We start from the raw sequence: 16,181 nt of genomic DNA, 5'->3' as shown, positions 1-16,181 counted from the left end.
GGCGGCGGGACCGCCGGGAGAGCCGTCCGAACGGGTGAACGACGTCGCAGAAGTCGTCGCAGAAGTCGTCGCAGGAGTCACAGAAGGAGCCGCCCCCGTGCCGCCCGCATCGGAGATCGACCCCCTCGCCGCGCAGGCCGCCGCGGGGGACCCCGAGTCTCTCGATCTTCTACTCCGGCGCATCCAGCCCGACGTCGTACGGCGCTGTGCCCGCTTCCTGCCGTACCGGGAGGACGCGGAGGAGGCCGCGCAGGACGTGCTGCTCCAGGTGGCGCGCAAGATCCACACTTTCGAGGGGCGCAGCAAGTTCTCCACCTGGCTGTACACCGTGATCGCGAACTGCTCGCGCCAGAAGTACCGGGAGCTGAAGAGACGGGCCGAGGAGGAGCACATCACCGACGAGGAGAACCTCCGTCCCGACCCGCGCACGACCAGCGTGATCGCCGGCTCACGGCTCGACCTGCTGGAGGCACTCGAACGGCTCGAGCGGGTGAGCCCGCACCTGGTGGCCCCGCTGGTCTACCGCGACATCGGCGAGTTGGAGTATTCCGAGATCGTCGAGCGGCTGGAGATCCCGCTGGGCACCGTGAAGTCCCGGGTGCACCACGCGCGCAGGCAGGTGCAGGAATGGCTGGCCGAGGGCGTCTGAAGCCGCTCCGCTGATGCTTGGATAGGAACGAACGTGTCGGCCGCGGCCGACGGCCGTCGAGGAGGTCGTGAAGATGGAGCAGAGCGGTCCGCGCCCGGTACGGGCACCGCGGGGCACGTCGCTGAACACCCGGGGATGGCAGCAGGAGGCCGCCCTGCGGATGTTGATGAACAACCTCGATCCCGAGGTCGCCGAGCATCCGGACAAGCTCGTCGTCTACGGGGGGACCGGCAGGGCCGCCCGTGACTGGCGGTCGTTCGACGCGATCGTCCGGACCCTCGGCACGCTGCGCGCCGACGAGACGCTCCTCGTGCAGTCCGGCCGTCCCGTGGGCGTGATGACCACCCACGAGTGGGCGCCGCGGGTGCTCCTCGCGAACTCCAACCTGGTCGGCGACTGGGCGACCTGGCCCGAGTTCAGGCGGCTCGAGCAGCTCGGCCTGACCATGTACGGCCAGATGACCGCGGGGTCGTGGATCTACATCGGCACGCAGGGCATCCTCCAGGGCACCTACGAGACCTTCGCGGCCGTGGCCGCCAAGAGGTTCGGCGGGTCGCTGGCCGGCACGATCACGCTCACCGCCGGGCTCGGCGGCATGGGCGGCGCCCAGCCGCTCGCGGTCACGATGAACGGCGGCGTGGCGATCTGCGTCGACTGCGATCCGCGTTCGATCGACCGGCGGATCGAGCACCGCTACCTCGACGTCCGGGCGGAGAACCTCGACGAGGCCCTGCGCCTGGCCTACGAGGCGCGGGACGCGCGCCGCCCCTTGTCGATCGGGGTCGAGGCCAACGCGGCGGATGCCGTACCCGAGCTGCTCGCCCGGGGCGCGGAGATCGACATCGTGACCGACCAGACGTCGGCGCACGACCCGCTGAGCTACCTGCCTGTCGGGGTGGCGTTCGAGGACATGGCCGCCGAGGCGGCCAAGGACCCCGAGGGCTTCACTGAACGGGCCCGCGCGTCGATGGCCAGGCATGTCGAGGCCATGGTCGGCTTCCAGGACGCGGGGGCCGAGGTCTTCGACTACGGCAACTCGATCCGCGGTGAGGCCCAGCTCGCGGGGTACGGCAGGGCCTTCGACTTCCCCGGTTTCGTGCCCGCCTACATCCGGCCGCTGTTCTGCGAGGGCAAGGGCCCGTTCCGCTGGGCCGCCCTGTCGGGAGAGCCGGCGGACATCGCGAAGACCGACCGGGCGATCCTTGAGCTCTTCCCCGAGAACGAGGCGCTGGCCCGCTGGATCCGGATGGCGGGCGAGCGGGTCGCCTTCCAGGGGCTTCCCGCGCGGATCTGCTGGCTGGGGTACGGCGAGCGTGACCGGGCCGGCGAACGGTTCAACGACATGGTCGCCTCGGGTGAGCTCCAGGCGCCCATCGTGATCGGCCGCGACCATCTCGACGCCGGCAGCGTGGCCTCGCCGTACCGGGAGACCGAGGCCATGCTCGACGGCTCCGACGCGATCGCCGACTGGCCGCTGCTCAACGCGATGGTCAACGTCGCGTCGGGCGCGTCGTGGGTGTCCATCCACCACGGCGGCGGCGTCGGCATCGGCCGGTCCATCCACGCGGGCCAGGTCACGGTCGCCGACGGTACGGCTCTCGCCGGGGAGAAGATCAGGCGGGTCCTGACCAACGACCCGGGGATGGGCGTCATCCGGCACGTGGACGCCGGCTACGACCGCGCGACCGAGGTCGCCGGCGAGCGCGGCGTGCGGATCCCGATGAGCGAGGGCGAGTGATCGACCCGGAGCGGGCCGCCGCACAGGCCGAGGAGGGCTTCGCCCGCATGTGGGCGGAGCTGCTCCCGGTGGGACGGCACAGCCGGAGCGGCGGCTACCGCCGTCACGCGTGGACGGCCGCGGACGCCGAGTGCCGCGCCTGGTTCGAGGAGCAGGCGCGAGCCCGGGGGCTCGCCTACGAGGTCGACGGGAACGGCAACCAGTGGGCCTGGTCGGCGGACCCGGCCGCCGGCGGGGCGATCGTCACGGGCTCGCATCTCGACTCGGTGCCGGACGGGGGAGCCTTCGACGGCCCCCTCGGCGTGGTGTCGGCCTTCGCCGCGCTCGACCTCCTCCGTGAGACCGGCGCGGCCGGATCGCGTCCGCTCGGGATCGTCAACTTCGGCGACGAGGAGGGCGCCAGATTCGGCGTCGCGTGCGTCGGTTCGCGGCTCATGACCGGCGTCCTCGACGCGGACCGGGCGCGCGCCCTCACCGACGACGGCGGGATGAGTCTGGCGGCCGCCATGGAGAAGGCGGGCCGCGACCCCTCGGCGCTCGGGCGCGACGAGGAAAGGCTGTCGAAGATCGCGGCCTTCGTGGAGCTCCACGTGGAGCAGGGCAGGAACCTCGGCGACGCCCCGATCGGGGTCGCCTCGGCGATCTGGCCGCACGGACGCTGGCGGTTCGACTTCCACGGGCAGGCCAACCACGCGGGCACGACGCGCATGGAGGATCGCCGCGACCCGATGCCGGCCTTCGCCGCCGCCGTCCTGGACGCACGGGAACGGGCGCTGAGCGCAGGCGCGCTCGCCACCTTCGGGAAGGTCGCGGTAGAGCCCAACGGCACCAACGCCATCCCGTCGCGGGTCACCGCGTGGCTGGATTCCAGGGCCGCCGACCCCGCCGTCCTCGAGGCGCTCGTTGCGGAGATCACCCGTGCGTCGGGGGCGGAGGTCGTCCGCGAGTCGTACACGCCGGTGGTGGACTTCGACGGCCCGCTCCGCGACCGCCTGGCGGGGCTGCTCGGCGGAGTTCCCGTCCTGCCCACGGGCGCGGGTCACGACGCGGGCATCCTCGCCTCAGCCGTTCCCACGGCCATGCTGTTCGTGCGCAATCCGACGGGTGTCTCGCACTCGCCGGAGGAGCACGCCGAGCGGCCCGACTGCCTGGCCGGAGTCGCCGCCCTCGCCCGCGTACTCGAGGACCTGCTTGCGGACCCCGTCAGCCCGGGTCCCGCGCGGTGACCAGGCCGGACTCGTAGGCGAAGACGACGAGCTGCGCCCGGTCGCGCGCCCCGAGCTTGATCATGGCCCTGCTGACGTGGGTCTTGGCGGTGTACGGGCTGATCACCATGCGCCCGGCGATGTCGTCGTTGGTGAGCCCGCGGGCGACCAGCGCCACGACCTCGCGCTCGCGCCTGGTGAGGACCTCCAGGGTCGACGGCCGGATGTCGTCCGGTGGGCGTGAGACGTACTCGCTGATGAGCGTCCGCGTGACGGAGGGGGACAGGAGCGCCTCGCCGAGTGCGGCGACCCGGACCGCTCGCAGCAACTCAGCGGGCTCGGTGTCCTTGAGCAGGAACCCGCTCGCTCCCGCGCGCAGAGCCTGGAAGACGTACTCGTCCAGGCCGTAGTTGGTGAGGATCACCACGTGCACGCCTTCCAGACGGGGGTCGGCGGCGATTCTGCGGGTGGTCTCGATGCCGTCCATCCCGGGCATCTGGACGTCCACCAGGGCGACGTCCGGCAGGTGCTCCTGCGCCATCGCCACGCCCTGTCGGCCGTCGCGGGCCTCGCCGACCACCTCGATGTCGTCCTCGGCGTCCAGAAGCGCGCGGAACCCGGCCCGGATGAGCGCCTGGTCGTCCACGAGCAGCACGCGGATCGCGCGGTCCACGTGGTTCACGCCGTCCCCTCCGCCAGCGGCGCCTCCGGGCGCGTGCCGTCGCGTTCCCGGCCGAAGCGTTGCGCGCCGGCAAGGCCGGCGAGTCCTGCGACGGGAGTCGGCGCGCCGGAGGGCTCCACGCCGGTCCGTGTTCCGTTCAGCGGGATCTCCGCGCGGACGGTGAAGCCTCCCTCCGCGCGGGGCTCCGCCTTGAGCGTCCCGCCGAGCGCGGCGACCCGTTCGCGCATGCCGGTCAGCCCGAAGCCGGGCGTGGGGGCGTCGCCCGGCTGCGCACTTCCGTCGTCGTCGATCTGGACGGTCAGCGCGTCCGGCGAATAGAGCACGTGGACGCGGGCCGTCGCCGGGCCCGCGTGACGGGCGATGTTGGTGAGGGACTCCTGGACGATGCGGTAGACCGCGCGGTCGACGTCGGCGGGCAACGGGCGAGGGGTCCCGGTGACCTCGAGGTCGGTGGGCACCCCGGTCGCCCGGGTGCGCTCGGTCAGATCGGGGAGCCGGTCCACCCCGCCCCCCGCGGTCTCGTCGCCTGGGACGCGCAGCACCTCGAGCGTCGCGCGTAGTTCGCGCATCGCCTCGCCGCTGGCCTCCTGGATGGCGACCAGCGCGTCGGGCACGTCCTCGCCGCGCTTGCGCGCGAGGTGTACGGCCACGCCCGACTGGACCTTGATGATGGAGATGCTGTGGGTGAGCGAGTCGTGCAGTTCGCGGGCTATCCGGAGGCGTTCCTCCCCGGCCCGGCGCAGCGCGGTCTCCTCGCGCGTCCGCTCGGCCTCGATCGCCCGCTGCTCCACCTGCTGCAGGTACGCCCGGCGGTGCCGGGAGACCACGCCGATCACGTTGGCGGCCACGAACCAGCCGAGGAGCAGGCCCGTCCGGTCGGCGATGTCGCGGGGCAGCGGCGGCGCCACTCCCGGCGCCGGGGTGGCCGACAGCGCGACCGCCAGACTGCCTGCCAGGTGGATCACGCTGGCGACGACGGCCGGCACGCGGTGGCCGGCCATCGCGGCGAAGCACACTGTGACCAGCACCGGGAAGGCTGCCGACGTGGTCGCTCCCCACTGCACGAGATAGGTGAGCATGCCGACCGTGGTGACGGCGAGAGCCGCGAGCGGAGCACGGCGGCAGAAGGCGAGGCCTGCGGCTCCCACGACGATGGCGGCATACCCGAGCGGCCCCGGCGCGGTGGCCGTCGGCGAGGGAATGATCACGCCGCCGACCGCCAGCAGCGCCCCCACGCCGACGGCGAGCCCGATGTCCGGGGCAAGGGCACGCAATCCGTGATCACCGTCCATGGTGGCACGATAATCCGCTTCCGGGGCCTCGGTCCTCCCCCCACGGGACCGATCCGGAGCTACTTCCCGTGGAGTACGTCCTCCCGCCGGAGACCGTGGGGGAGTGACATCCACGGCCTCCCCCCGTACGACGACATAAGACGGCCCGGCGACCAGCATCGATCAGGACAGGGCGCGTCGCCGTCGCCGCCACGCCGCGGGCGAACCGTAGTCCGACGCGCGCCGCACCACAGCATCGGAGGCACCTCGAATGCCCACACCGTTCCGCTACGTCACCCCGACATCGACAGAGACGGCGACCGGCCAGGTCGGCGAGGTCTACCGCCAGCTCGCCGATGACTTCGGCCTCGCCCGGATGCCGCTGTTCATGACACTGTCGCCGGCGCCCGATCTGCTGGCGGCGACCTGGGCCATGCTGCGCGAGTCGCTGGTCGCCGGTGACGCCTCCAGGACGGACAAGGAGGTCGTCGCCGTCGCGGTGTCGCTGGCCAACCGATGCCCCTTCTGCGTCGACGCGCACACGATGCTGCTGCACGCGACCGGCGCCCACGAGCTCGCGGAGACGGTCGCGCGGGGCGGAACGCCCGCCGACCCGCGGCACGCGCGGTTGCTCGCCTGGGGCATGGCCACGCGCACGCCCCACGAGGCCCTCCATGAGGAGCCCCCCTTCCCCGCCGGCCTCGCGGCCGAGCACATCGGGACCGCGCTGACCTTCCACTTCATCAACCGCATGGTGTCGGCACTCCTGACCGATGACCTGCTTCCCGGTGGCGTCCAGCGGTGGCGCGTAGTGCGGCGCGCAGGCGGGCGTGCCGTGGCCCGCACGACGCGGCGGCGCCAGGAGCGGGGCCGGAGCCTGCCGCTGCTCCGGATGCCGCTGCTCCGCATACCGATGGGTCCGGGTCCGTCCGACGGCTCCGGCCTGCCGGACGGTTCGGGTGCGTGGGACGGCTCGGCCGCCGCGGACGGCTCCAGCCTCTGGGGCGGCCCGGCACCGGCATGGACGGCGGGCTCATCGAGCGGTACGGCGATCGCCGCCGCGCTCGCCGCCCTGCGCGCGGCCGCGGGGAGAGGCGGGGCGCTTCTCAGCGCCGAGGCCCGGCAGGTCGTCGAGACCCAGGTCAAGGAGTGGGACGGCGCGCATCCGCCGCTCGCGGGCGGATGGCCGTCCGGGCAGACGGCCCACCTGCCCGAGGCCGACCGTCCCGCCGCCCGGCTGGCCCTGCTCGCCGCGGTCGCGCCGTACCGGATCGCCGACGCGGACGTGGCCGCGTGGCGGTCCGTCACCCGGACCGCCACTCCGGACGGGGACGCCGACCTGGTGCGGCTGCTGGCCTACGGCGCGATCACGGCGGTGAACCACATCGAGGCGGGGCTGAGCACGGCGGCCCGTGCATGATCACGAAGGGCGACCGGCCAGGTCGGCGCCGTGATCGCCGAACCTGTGCATGATCACGCGTGGTGTTCGCGCAGGCCGGTGGGAGCGCCGCCGAATCCGTGCATGATCACGGCGAGGGGGTGGTGAGGTGGCCGGACCAGATGGTCACCGCGTGGCCGGCCAGCTCGACCCGGTCACCGCGCAGGGTGGTCCGCACGGTTCCGCCCCGCTCGGACAACTGCTCGCCGACGAGGGTGTCGCGCCCGAGCCGCTCCGACCAGTACGGCGAGAGAACGCAGTGCGCGGATCCCGTGACCGGGTCCTCCGGGACCCCCACGCCGGGACCGAAGAAGCGGGAAACGAAGTCGGCGCCCGCGTGGTCGGAGGGGGCCGTCACCATGACCCCCCGGGTCTCGACCGTGCTCAGCCGGTCGAGGTCCGGGGCCAGCGACCGCACGGTGTCGGCGTCCTCGACCTCCACCAGGAAGTCGAACCGGCTGCGGCCGACCCAGACGGGCTTCACGCCGAGTGACTCCAGCAGGCCCTCGGGAGCCGCGGCCTGCTCCGCCCGCGAGGCGGGGAAGTCCATGGTGATGAGGCCGTCCCCGCCCCGGTCGGTGGTCAGGACGCCGCTCAGCGTGGAGAACTCCAGGCGTCCCGAGGCGCCGAGGGAGTACAGGACGTGCGCCGTCGCGAGGGTGGCGTGCCCGCACAGCTCGACCTCGACCGCGGGCGTGAACCAGCGCAGCGAGCGGGGCCCGCCGTCCTGGTCGAGGACGAAGGCCGTCTCGGAGTGGCGCATCTCGGCGGCGACGGCCTGCATCCACTCGTCCGGCACCGGGGCGTCGAGGAGGCACACACCGGCGGGATTGCCGTGGAAGGGCCGGTCGCTGAACGAATCAACGGTGAAAAGGCGCATGTCTGCGGATTCTACGAGTTGACGGCGGCCAGGGCCTCCCGTGCGACCTGCAGTTCCTCGCGGGTCTCCACCACCACGACGGGCACACGTGCGCCCGGCGCGCTGACGAACCCGTCGGCCTCGAGGTTCCCGCGGACCGGAGGCTCGAGCCCGAGCAGCGCCAGCCTGCGGCACACGTCGTCGCGCACCTCGGGCTGGTCCCAGCCGATCTCACCGGTGAAGACCAGGGCGTCGAGCCGGTCCAGGCCGGTCGCGGCTGCGGCGATCTCCCGTGCCACCCGGTGGGCGAACACCTCCAGCGCCAGCGCGGCGGCCGGCTCGGGGGAGGCGACCAGTTCGCGGGTGTCACCCGAGAGCCCGTCGGACAGTCCGAGCAACCCGGACGCGTGCTCCAGCCCGTCGCTGAGCTCGTCGAGCGAAAGCCGCGAGTCCGACAGAAGCCACAGCAGCATGCCCGGGTCGACGCTGCCCGACCGTTTGCTCATCGGGACGCCCTCCAGCGGCGTGAAGCCCATGGAGGTGTCCACACTGCGTCCCTCCCGGACCGCGCACACCGACGACCCTCCGCCGAGATGGGCGGCCACCAGGTGCAGTTCCCCGGCCGGACGGCCGAGCAGGTCGGCCGCCCTCCTGGTGGCGTGGGCGTAGGAGAGCCCGTGGAAGCCGAACCTGCGCAGGCCGTACCGCCGGCGCCACTCGGCGGGGAGGGGGTACGTCGCCGCCGCGACAGGAAGGTTCGCGTGGAACGCCGTGTCCGGGCACAACACGTGCGGCACCGACGGGAGCGCGCGCCTGGCCGCGTCGACAAGGGCCAGCGCGGGCGGCACGTGCAACGGCGCCAGGTCGGCGAAGCCGCGCACCGCCCGCAGCACGCCGTCGTCGACGACGGTCGGGGCGACCACGGCGTCGCCGCCGTGCACGAGCCGGTGCCCGACGACCCCCACGGTCACCCAGCCGCCTTCGTGATCGTCCGTGCGGCCGAGGAACTCCGTGATCGTGCGCTCCGCCTGTGCGGGGTCGGGGCTGTGCTCGCTGTGTTCGACGCGCAGGACCCGGCCGTCGCGGATCAGATGCAGGCGCAGGCTCGAGGAGCCCGCGTTGACCGTGAGGACCACCGCAGTCATAGCTGCCGTCTCCCCTCGGTGCCCGGCCGCAAACGGCCGGGAACGGGTCAGGACCGGATCGCGCACAGCAGGCGGTCGTCGCCGCGCTGCCACAATGTGCCGATCTCGCCGAAGCCCGCGTCCCGCAGCGCGTTCACGTGGGTGGACAGGTGCCCCGTCTCCGTCCCGTCGTGGTTCGACGCGGAGGTGCGGCTGTCGCGGACGGCGTTGACGTCCGCCAGCGCGGGATCGGCGGCGATCGCGTCCCACCACTGCCGCCAGTCCTCCGGGCGTCCCTCCGCGAAGCGCCGCCGCTCCTCCATCCGGTGCACCGCGACCTCGAGCCCGCCGATGCCGGGCGTAGTGTCGCCGACGCCGAGGTGGTCGCCGTTGAGGAACAGGCCGCCGGGCCGCAGGACGCCGCCGAGTTCCCTGTACGCCGCGCGCAGGTGGTGTTCCGGCAGCCAGTGCAGCGCCGTCGTGCTCACGGCGGCGTCCGCGGGGCGGTCGAGCCCGAGGCCCGCCGACCATCCCGGCGTCCGCAGGTCGAGGTCGGCGAAACGCAACCCGGCGACGTCGCCGTACCGTGCCCGGCCGAGCGAGAGCAGCAGCGGGTCGGTGTCCACGGCGACGACGGTGGCACGGGGAAGGCGGTGGAGCAGCCGGGCCGACAGGGAGCCGGGGCCGCAGCCGAGGTCGATCACCAGCGGGTCGGGCCGCCCGGCCCCCACCTCGACCGCGTCGATCAGCGCGGTGAACCTCTCCTCCCGGTCGGGAAGGTAACCCTCCTGCTGGCGGTCCCAGCGGTCGATCCACTCACGTGCCACGTCGAAGGTCGGCATGCCGTTCTCCTTGTAACTGTCTTATATGCTTTTGGCAGTCACAACTTAGACGGAGAATTGGTAACTGGTCAAGTGAACTTCAACAGTCACACAGATGGAGTGGTGGCCGTCACCGTCGGGCTGGTCAACGCGCTGACCCCCGGCGAGATGCGTGGCCGGCCGTATCCGGCCCCCGGTGTGGACGAGCGGGCGGCCGCCGCCACGGAGGGCCTCCGGGCCGGCGGGCGGCGTTACGCCGAGGCGACCCCCGGCGAGGCGGACGAGCTCGCCGGCGTGGCGGCGAGGCTGCGTGTGGTCTTCGAGGCCGTGGCTCGCGGCGACGCCGACGCGGCCGCGTCGCAGGTCAACCAGCTGCTGAAGGAGACGGACGCCCGCCCGCACCTCGACCGCCACGATGGCGAGCCCTGGCATCTGCACTTCCACGGCGCCGGCGGGACCCGGGCGGGCGACTGGGCGGCGAGTTGCGCGACGGCGCTCGCCGTCGTCCTCGGCGGCGAACTGTACGACAGGCTCGGCGTCTGCACGGCGCCGCACTGCGACCGCGTCTACGTCGACACCTCACGGAACGGGACGCGCAGGTTCTGCTCGACCGCCTGCCAGAACCGTGTCAAGACCGCGGCCTTCCGCGCCCGCAACGCCTGAGCGGTGCGGGCCGGGGTGCGCTGTCAGCCTGTGGCGTTCCTGGGGGCCACGATCAGGCCGTAGATGACGAGCACGCACAGCGCGATGGAGACGATCGACCACATGGGGTAGGCCGACAGGAATGCCAGGTGCACGATGGCGATGAGGAACGCGAGGGCGATCCCGGCGGCTCTCGCCCACATCCGGCCGACGGCGATGCCCAGGCCCACGGCCACCTGGACGAGGCCCAGGAGCAGGATGATCCATCCCCATGCCGTGAAGTCGAAGACCAGGATCTTCTCTGTCGTCACCAGGAAGTACTCGGGCCGGACCAGCGCCGTCAGGCCCTCGATCACGTTGTAGACGCCCACCAGTACGGTCAGGACGGCGGCGAAGTCCAGCCAGCCCGACCGCGTGGTCTTCCTCTCTGACGCCCAGGTGCCGAGCATGCCCACATCCCTTCGCCCGGTGATCGAGCCCCGATTCGGCGAGATCCCCTCAATGCGGTGATATTCCGCACTGATTACTGAAAGTAACGGGCCATCGACAAAACTGAAGCAAAGACGGCACCGTGGTCACAGGGGCGCGACTCGCTCGTACGGCCGCACAGGGGGCCGGCCGTACGGCGCGGGATCGTCACGAGGGCTGAGAGTCGTCGCCGTTCTGGTTGTCGTGGGCCGCGTCGAATGCCGTTTCGTGGGCCGTTTCGTGGGCCGTGTCGAACGCGATGTCGGCGACGATGCAGGTGATGTTGTCGGGCCCGCCGCCCTCGTTGGCGAGCTCGATCAGGCGGCGGACGGCCTCGGCGGGCTCGTCGACCGCGGTCAGCACCTGGTGAAGAGTCTCCGGCTCCAGCACGGCGGTCAACCCGTCCGAGCAGAGCAGGTACCGGTCTCCCGGATGCGCGTCGCGCAGGGACAGGTCGGGATCGGCCAGGCCGCTCGTCTCCAGCGCCCGCAGCAGCAGTGACCGGTTCGGGTGCTTGGCGGCCTGATCGGGACTCATGTGGCCGTCGTCGACCAGCGACTGCACCAAGGTGTGGTCGCGGGTGATCTGGTACAGCCCGCCGTCCCGCAACATGTACGCCCGGGAGTCCCCGACGTGCGCGACGGCGAACCGGCTCTCGCCGTCCCACAACATCGCGGTGATCGTGGTCCCCATCCGCTCCAGAGTGGGATCGTGCTCGGCCAGCTCGCTGAGCCTGCGGGCCGCCTCACGCACGCCGCCCTCCAGCGTGGTGATGAGATCCCCGGGCGGCGTGCCGTCGTCGACGGCGGACAGCGCCTCGATCGCCGCGGCGCTGGCGACGTCCCCGTGGCCGTGGCCGCCCATGCCGTCGGCTATGGCGAGCAGGTGCTCGCTCGCGTACACCGAGTCCTCGTTCTTGGTCCTGGACCGCCCGATGTCCGATCCAGCGGCAAACCGAATGCGGTTGTGCGTCATGGTTTCGAGTAAATCATTGGTTGAATCACTTCACAAGCGTAGATATTCTGGGCCGCATGAGCCTCGATGCGACGGTTAACGCGGGTGACATCGCACGGATGGCCGACGTCGGACGGGCCGCGGTGAGCAACTGGCGCCGCCGTTACGACGACTTCCCCGAGCCCGTCGGCGGGACGACCTCCAGCCCGCTGTTCTCCCTGCCCGAGGTCGAGGCCTGGCTCAGGCGGAACGGCAAGACGTTCGAGGTGTCCGTCGTCGACAGGGTATGGCAGCGGCTCAGGTCGTCGGCCGACGACCTGCACCTGGGAGACCTGCTCGGCCAGGCGGGGGCGTTCCTGCTCTACACGCTCAGGGAGCCGGACGGTGCGCGCCGGCTGGCCGAAGGCTCGGACCTGGCCAGGCGGCCGGCGGAGGCCGTGGCCGCCGCGACCCCCGACCTGCCGGTCAGGCCCGCGGCGCCGGGCCACGGGGACGGCCGGACGGAGAATTTCCCGGGGATCTGGGCGCCGGACGCCGGGCTGCTCGGCCCGCTCGCCGAACTGGCCGCCGAACGAGGGCCCGCCGGGGCGTTCGAGCTGCTCTGCGAGCGTTACGTGGAGGCGCACAGCCGCCGGCTCTCGGTCACGCGGACGGACGTGGCGGAGCTGATGGCCCGGCTGGCCTGCTCCGAGGGGGGATCGGTACTCGACCCGGCCTGCGGCATGGGCACCATTCTCCTCGCGGTCAAGGAGGCACGGCGGGGAAAGAGCGACACCGCGCCGCCCGGCGGTGAGCCGGTGGACGAGCCTGTCGCGCCGGGGAACCCCTCCCTGCCCGGCCAGGAAGCCCGGCCGCGGAGCCAGGATCCCACGCTGCCCGGCCCCGGCGCCATGTCACCGGGCGAAGCCGTGCACGAGACTCACGAGCCCCGGGGGCCCCGTCGCACCTCAGAGCTTCTGGGCCAGGACGCGGGGGAGACGGTCGCCCTGCTCGCCACGCTGCGGCTGCTGCTGCGCGGGGAGCACGCGCGGGTCGTCGCGGGGGACTCCCTCAGGGATGACGGCTTCCCCGGAGCCCTCGCCGACGCCGTCGTCTGCGATCCGCCGTTCAACGAGCGGGCGTGGGGACACGAGGACCTGGTCGGCGATCCCCGCTGGACCTACGGCATGCCGCCGCGCGGTGAGTCCGAGCTTGCCTGGGTGCAGCACTGCCTCGCCCATGTCCGGCCGGGCGGCCTGGTGGCCGTCCTGATGCCCGCGGCCGCCGCGAGCCGCCGGTCGGGCAGGCGCATCCGGGCCAACATGCTGCGCGCCGGCGCCGTGCGCGCCGTCTTCTCCCTGGGCGCGGGCGGCCCCGACCTGTGGTTGCTCCGTCGTCCCCGGCCCGGAGAGCGGCAGCCCGCGACCGTGCTGCTGGCGGCGGCGGGCGACGACCTGACGGCCGTGGAGGCCGCCTGGGCGGCCCAATCGGCCGGGGCCGAGCCGCCGGGCGAGAGCCGTACGGTCGGGATCGTCGAGCTCCTCGACGACGAGGTGGACCTCAGCCCCGCGCGGCACCTGTCCTCGCCCGGCGACGCCAGCGGCTTCCCCGCCGCCCGCGACCGGTTCAGGGACGCGTCCGCGGCGCTGGTGGCCGCGGCGGCCGGAGGCCTGGGCGATCTGGACGTGCCCGGCGACGCGGCGGGATGGGACTCGCCGCCCGCGACGCTGGCCGAGCTGGTCAGGGCCGGGCTGGTGACCGTGCGCCACTCGACCCTGAAGGCGGCGGACACCGAGGGCCCGGAGGAGGGCGCCCTCGCGGTGCTCACCACCGACGACCTGGCCGGCGGCGGCCCGCCCACGGGTACGGCGGCGCCCGAGGACGACCTGGTGACGATCGCGGAGGGCGACGTGGTGAGCTCGGCGACCACGGCCCGGGTGATGGGCGGAGGAGGAGCGGTGCTGGGGCCTCAGCTCACCCTCTTGCGGGTGGACCCGACGCGGATCGACCCGGAGTTCCTCGCCGGATTCCTCCGGTTCGCCACCGCGGGGCGGCCGCACCTCGGTTCCAGCCGGGTCGACGCGCGGAGGGCGCGGGTCCCGCGCCTGTCCCTCGCCGAGCAGAACCGGTACGGCCAGGCGTTCCGGCGGCTCCTCGACCTGGAGGACGGCCTGCGGGAGGCGGCCGCGGCGGGGGAGGCGCTCGTGCGGCTCGGGGTGGAGGGGCTCGCCGCGGGGCACCTCCGGCCGGGTAGTTGAAAGGTGTAGCTTTGCCCCCGGAAAGGCCGACTGGAGGGTGCATGGTCATCGGCGACCGGTACGAGCTTGACGACCTGCCCCTGGGCCAGGGCGGCATGGGAGCCGTCTACGGAGGACACGACCGGCGGCTCGACCGGAGGGTGGCGGTCAAGTTCCTCCGCCTGCCCGGCGGGCCCGACGACGAACTGGAGCGGCGTTTCATCCGGGAGGCGCGGATCCTCGCGCGGCTCGACCACCCGGGCGCCCCGGTGCTCTACGACTTCGGGACCCACGAGCAGCGGCTCTTCCAGGTCATGCAGTTCATCGAGGGCGTGACGGTCGCCGATCTCGTCAGCGAGCACGGCCCGCTGCCCGTCCCCTGGGCCGCGGCGATCGCCGCCCAGGCCTGTGCGGTGCTCACCGCCGCGCACGCGCTGTCCATCTGCCACCGCGACCTCAAGCCGACCAACCTCATGCTCTGCCCGGACGGCAGCGTCAAGGTGCTCGACTTCGGGCTCGCGATGCTTCGTGAGGGCGACTCCGCCCAGTTCACCCGGGTCGGCCAGATCCTCGGCACTCCGGCGTACATGTCGCCGGAGCAGATCGAGCGCGGGGTGGCCGACCCGAAGAGCGACCTCTACGCGCTCGGCTGCGTCCTGCACGAGATGCTCACGGGAAGGCAGCTGTTCACCGGGCCCACCGAGTACGCGGTGTTCGACAAGCAGGTGAAGGAGCGCCCGCCGCGGATTTCGGGCGTGCCTGCCGAACTGGACCGGCTGATCGCCGAACTCCTGGAGAAGCACCCGGACGACCGGCCGCCGGACGCCTACACGCTCTACCAGCGGCTGCAGCCCTTCGCGGTCGACCTGCCCATGTTGCCGGGCTTTCTCGACCAGTCGTCGGTCCCGAGTCCCGGCCGGATGTACGCGAGGATGGTCGGCCGCGTCCGCTGAGCCGGCCGTTCCGATCCGACCCGCCCGATCGGAACCGCCGGATCCGGTGGTCAGCGCCGCGGAGCGCTCCGCCAGTCCGTCAGGACCTCCTCGACGCGGGAACGGATCCGGTCACGCGCCTCCATCCGGGGGACGCCGGACATCAGCAGGCGGTCGTAGTCGGTGTCCAGGTGGCGCACGCTCGCGACCACCGCGAGCGTGATCGCGTTCTCGTCGAGGACCCGGGCGGCCGCCGTCCTGCCGACCCTGCCGCTTCCGCGCTGCCCGGCGTGGCCGGCCACGGACTCCGCGCGATCGGGCGGGCAGCCGGGGAACAGGCGGAGGATCTCCGCGGCCATGGCCGCCTGGAACGTCACGTCCTCGCCCACACGCCGTTCCCGGTCGCGCTCGCGGCGGCGGAGCCGCACCTCCTCGTCGGCGAGGCACTGCTCCTCGGCCGACGCGAGCGCCGCCTCCTCGACCAGGATTCCGAGCCGCTCGTAGCGCTTGCGCCGGCGGTTGAACCGGACGACGACGGCCGACAGGCCGCTGCCCTTCTTGGCCCGGCGGCTGAGCGCGGCGTCGCCCGAGGGGAGGAAGAACAAGTGGTCCATGTCCGAACAGGTCAGGCAGTACGGCCGGTCCGATTCCGTGATCATGAATCCGGCCGGGTCCGCCGCCCGCTCGCCGGCGGGCGCCGCGTCCACACGCGTCGTCGCCCCGCAGCCGGCGCAGGTCCACGATTCGACCGGCGCGACGGCCACCAGGTCCGGCGCGCGGTTCTGCCGTTCCTCGAGACGACGGCGGGCCGCCTCGCTCATTTCCGGTGACACCCACTGGACGCGGAACGAGCGCTCAAGCTCGTCGCTGCCCGAAGCCGTGAAGCGCAGCGGCCGCCGGTCCCTGCCCGCGGAGATGTAGGCGGCCTCGCCGGGGACCAGGCCACCGCCGACCGCCCACTCCCGCAGGTGCTCGATCGCCTCCGCCATGCGCGAGGCGTCGACGGCCGCCAGCCGTTCCAGGTCGGCCGCCCGTCCCTGCCGCCAGGTGTCCACGTCGCGGCCGCGCAGCCAGCGCAGGCCGGTCAGAACGTCGAGGGCCGTCACAAGTTTCCGGGTCGCCAGCGCGATCTCCGCCGCCTCCGCCACCCTGCCGCCCAGCTTGCTCCGCATTCCCCCAAGC

The 16,181-nt window shown here is 72.9% G+C and carries 15 protein-coding genes; 7 read left to right on the top strand and 8 right to left on the bottom strand.

The annotated features are described in order from the left end of the window. Window positions 1-97 precede the first annotated feature (97 nt). The 3 genes from Pka01_RS24935 (at window position 98) to Pka01_RS24925 (ending at window position 3,613) form a co-directional block, all read left to right on the top strand. Window positions 98-649 (top strand): RNA polymerase sigma factor, encoded by a 552-nt coding sequence (locus tag Pka01_RS24935; RefSeq protein WP_239115275.1) that lies wholly within the window; start codon window positions 98-100, stop codon window positions 647-649. 73 nt (window positions 650-722) lie between these two features. Beyond that, window positions 723-2,387 (top strand): urocanate hydratase, encoded by a 1,665-nt coding sequence (gene hutU, locus Pka01_RS24930; RefSeq protein ID WP_203885284.1) that lies wholly within the window; start codon window positions 723-725, stop codon window positions 2,385-2,387. Between the two features lie 47 nt (window positions 2,388-2,434). Continuing rightward, window positions 2,435-3,613 carry an allantoate amidohydrolase gene (locus tag Pka01_RS24925; protein WP_203885326.1) on the top strand — a complete coding sequence of 393 codons (1,179 nt, stop codon included), beginning with the start codon at window positions 2,435-2,437 and terminating at the stop codon, window positions 3,611-3,613. Here Pka01_RS24925 and Pka01_RS24920 read toward each other — a convergent pair. Next, the gene (locus Pka01_RS24920; protein WP_239115274.1) at window positions 3,591-4,274 is read right to left on the bottom strand and encodes a response regulator; all 684 of its coding nucleotides are present in this window, start codon (window positions 4,272-4,274) and stop codon (window positions 3,591-3,593) included. The two genes, Pka01_RS24925 and Pka01_RS24920, sit on opposite strands and share 23 nt — an antisense overlap. Next, entirely contained in the window at window positions 4,271-5,566 is a 1,296-nt protein-coding gene (locus Pka01_RS24915) for a sensor histidine kinase (protein WP_203885283.1), read from the bottom strand. The genes Pka01_RS24920 and Pka01_RS24915 overlap by 4 nt, the downstream gene beginning before the upstream one ends. A 250-nt stretch (window positions 5,567-5,816) precedes the next feature. Here Pka01_RS24915 and Pka01_RS24910 point away from each other — a divergent pair, with 250 nt between their 5' ends. Further along, a complete protein-coding gene (locus Pka01_RS24910) occupies window positions 5,817-6,965 on the top strand; it encodes a carboxymuconolactone decarboxylase family protein (protein WP_203885282.1) in 1,149 nt (382 codons plus the stop codon). 106 nt (window positions 6,966-7,071) lie between these two features. On the opposite strand, the gene Pka01_RS24905 is transcribed toward Pka01_RS24910, so the two are convergent. From Pka01_RS24905 to Pka01_RS24895, 3 genes are read right to left on the bottom strand one after another with little or no spacing between them, the layout of a single operon-like run. After that, window positions 7,072-7,863 (bottom strand): PhzF family phenazine biosynthesis protein, encoded by a 792-nt coding sequence (locus Pka01_RS24905; RefSeq protein WP_203885281.1) that lies wholly within the window; start codon window positions 7,861-7,863, stop codon window positions 7,072-7,074. An 11-nt stretch (window positions 7,864-7,874) separates the two neighbouring features. Beyond that, window positions 7,875-8,987, bottom strand: a complete 1,113-nt coding sequence (locus Pka01_RS24900; RefSeq protein ID WP_203885280.1) for an acetate/propionate family kinase — start codon at window positions 8,985-8,987, stop codon at window positions 7,875-7,877. A 47-nt stretch (window positions 8,988-9,034) separates the two neighbouring features. Continuing rightward, window positions 9,035-9,808 carry a class I SAM-dependent methyltransferase gene (locus tag Pka01_RS24895; protein ID WP_203885279.1) on the bottom strand — a complete coding sequence of 258 codons (774 nt, stop codon included), beginning with the start codon at window positions 9,806-9,808 and terminating at the stop codon, window positions 9,035-9,037. A gap of 102 nt (window positions 9,809-9,910) precedes the next feature. On the opposite strand from Pka01_RS24895, the gene Pka01_RS24890 reads away from it, so the two are divergent. Further along, window positions 9,911-10,450, top strand: coding sequence for a CGNR zinc finger domain-containing protein (locus Pka01_RS24890; RefSeq protein ID WP_308442275.1), 540 nt, complete (start codon window positions 9,911-9,913; stop codon window positions 10,448-10,450). Window positions 10,451-10,473: 23 nt separating this feature from the next. Here Pka01_RS24890 and Pka01_RS24885 read toward each other — a convergent pair whose 3' ends face one another. Together Pka01_RS24885 and Pka01_RS24880 are read right to left on the bottom strand one after the other, a co-directional pair. After that, a complete protein-coding gene (locus Pka01_RS24885; RefSeq protein WP_203885277.1) occupies window positions 10,474-10,878 on the bottom strand; it encodes a DUF7144 family membrane protein in 405 nt (134 codons plus the stop codon). 187 nt (window positions 10,879-11,065) lie between these two features. Then, window positions 11,066-11,872 carry a PP2C family protein-serine/threonine phosphatase gene (locus Pka01_RS24880; RefSeq protein WP_203885276.1) on the bottom strand — a complete coding sequence of 269 codons (807 nt, stop codon included), beginning with the start codon at window positions 11,870-11,872 and terminating at the stop codon, window positions 11,066-11,068. 56 nt (window positions 11,873-11,928) lie between these two features. Between Pka01_RS24880 and Pka01_RS24875 the strand changes: the two genes are divergently transcribed. Together Pka01_RS24875 and Pka01_RS24870 are read left to right on the top strand one after the other, a co-directional pair. Continuing rightward, window positions 11,929-14,088, top strand: a complete 2,160-nt coding sequence (locus Pka01_RS24875; protein ID WP_239115273.1) for an N-6 DNA methylase — start codon at window positions 11,929-11,931, stop codon at window positions 14,086-14,088. 41 nt (window positions 14,089-14,129) lie between these two features. Next, window positions 14,130-15,020: a serine/threonine-protein kinase gene (locus Pka01_RS24870; protein WP_203885275.1), complete on the top strand. Its 891-nt coding sequence runs from the start codon at window positions 14,130-14,132 to the stop codon at window positions 15,018-15,020. A 50-nt stretch (window positions 15,021-15,070) separates the two neighbouring features. Here the strand turns inward: Pka01_RS24870 and Pka01_RS24865 are convergent, their stop codons facing one another. Further along, window positions 15,071-16,171 carry a DUF2293 domain-containing protein gene (locus Pka01_RS24865; protein WP_203885274.1) on the bottom strand — a complete coding sequence of 367 codons (1,101 nt, stop codon included), beginning with the start codon at window positions 16,169-16,171 and terminating at the stop codon, window positions 15,071-15,073. Window positions 16,172-16,181: the final 10 nt, after the last annotated feature.

The organism is Planotetraspora kaengkrachanensis (assembly GCF_016862895.1).
GTDB lineage: Bacteria > Actinomycetota > Actinomycetes > Streptosporangiales > Streptosporangiaceae > Planotetraspora > Planotetraspora kaengkrachanensis.
The sequence above is the reverse complement of the archived record's forward strand: the minus strand, read 5'-3'. Positions and strand labels throughout refer to the sequence as shown.

Excerpts from the sequence above, each read along its gene's own strand:
- hutU (WP_203885284.1), top strand. The coding sequence starts at position 723 with ATGGAGCAGAGCGGTCCGCGCCCGGTACGGGCACCGCGGGGCACGTCG.
- Pka01_RS24925 (WP_203885326.1), top strand. The coding sequence starts at position 2,435 with ATGTGGGCGGAGCTGCTCCCGGTGGGACGGCACAGCCGGAGCGGCGGC.
- Pka01_RS24915 (WP_203885283.1), bottom strand. The coding sequence starts at position 5,566 with ATGGACGGTGATCACGGATTGCGTGCCCTTGCCCCGGACATCGGGCTC.
- Pka01_RS24910 (WP_203885282.1), top strand. The coding sequence starts at position 5,817 with ATGCCCACACCGTTCCGCTACGTCACCCCGACATCGACAGAGACGGCG.
- Pka01_RS24905 (WP_203885281.1), bottom strand. The coding sequence starts at position 7,863 with ATGCGCCTTTTCACCGTTGATTCGTTCAGCGACCGGCCCTTCCACGGC.
- Pka01_RS24900 (WP_203885280.1), bottom strand. The coding sequence starts at position 8,987 with ATGACTGCGGTGGTCCTCACGGTCAACGCGGGCTCCTCGAGCCTGCGC.
- Pka01_RS24895 (WP_203885279.1), bottom strand. The coding sequence starts at position 9,808 with ATGCCGACCTTCGACGTGGCACGTGAGTGGATCGACCGCTGGGACCGC.
- Pka01_RS24885 (WP_203885277.1), bottom strand. The coding sequence starts at position 10,878 with ATGCTCGGCACCTGGGCGTCAGAGAGGAAGACCACGCGGTCGGGCTGG.
- Pka01_RS24880 (WP_203885276.1), bottom strand. The coding sequence starts at position 11,872 with ATGACGCACAACCGCATTCGGTTTGCCGCTGGATCGGACATCGGGCGG.
- Pka01_RS24875 (WP_239115273.1), top strand. The coding sequence starts at position 11,929 with ATGAGCCTCGATGCGACGGTTAACGCGGGTGACATCGCACGGATGGCC.
- Pka01_RS24870 (WP_203885275.1), top strand. The coding sequence starts at position 14,130 with ATGGTCATCGGCGACCGGTACGAGCTTGACGACCTGCCCCTGGGCCAG.
- Pka01_RS24865 (WP_203885274.1), bottom strand. The coding sequence starts at position 16,171 with ATGCGGAGCAAGCTGGGCGGCAGGGTGGCGGAGGCGGCGGAGATCGCG.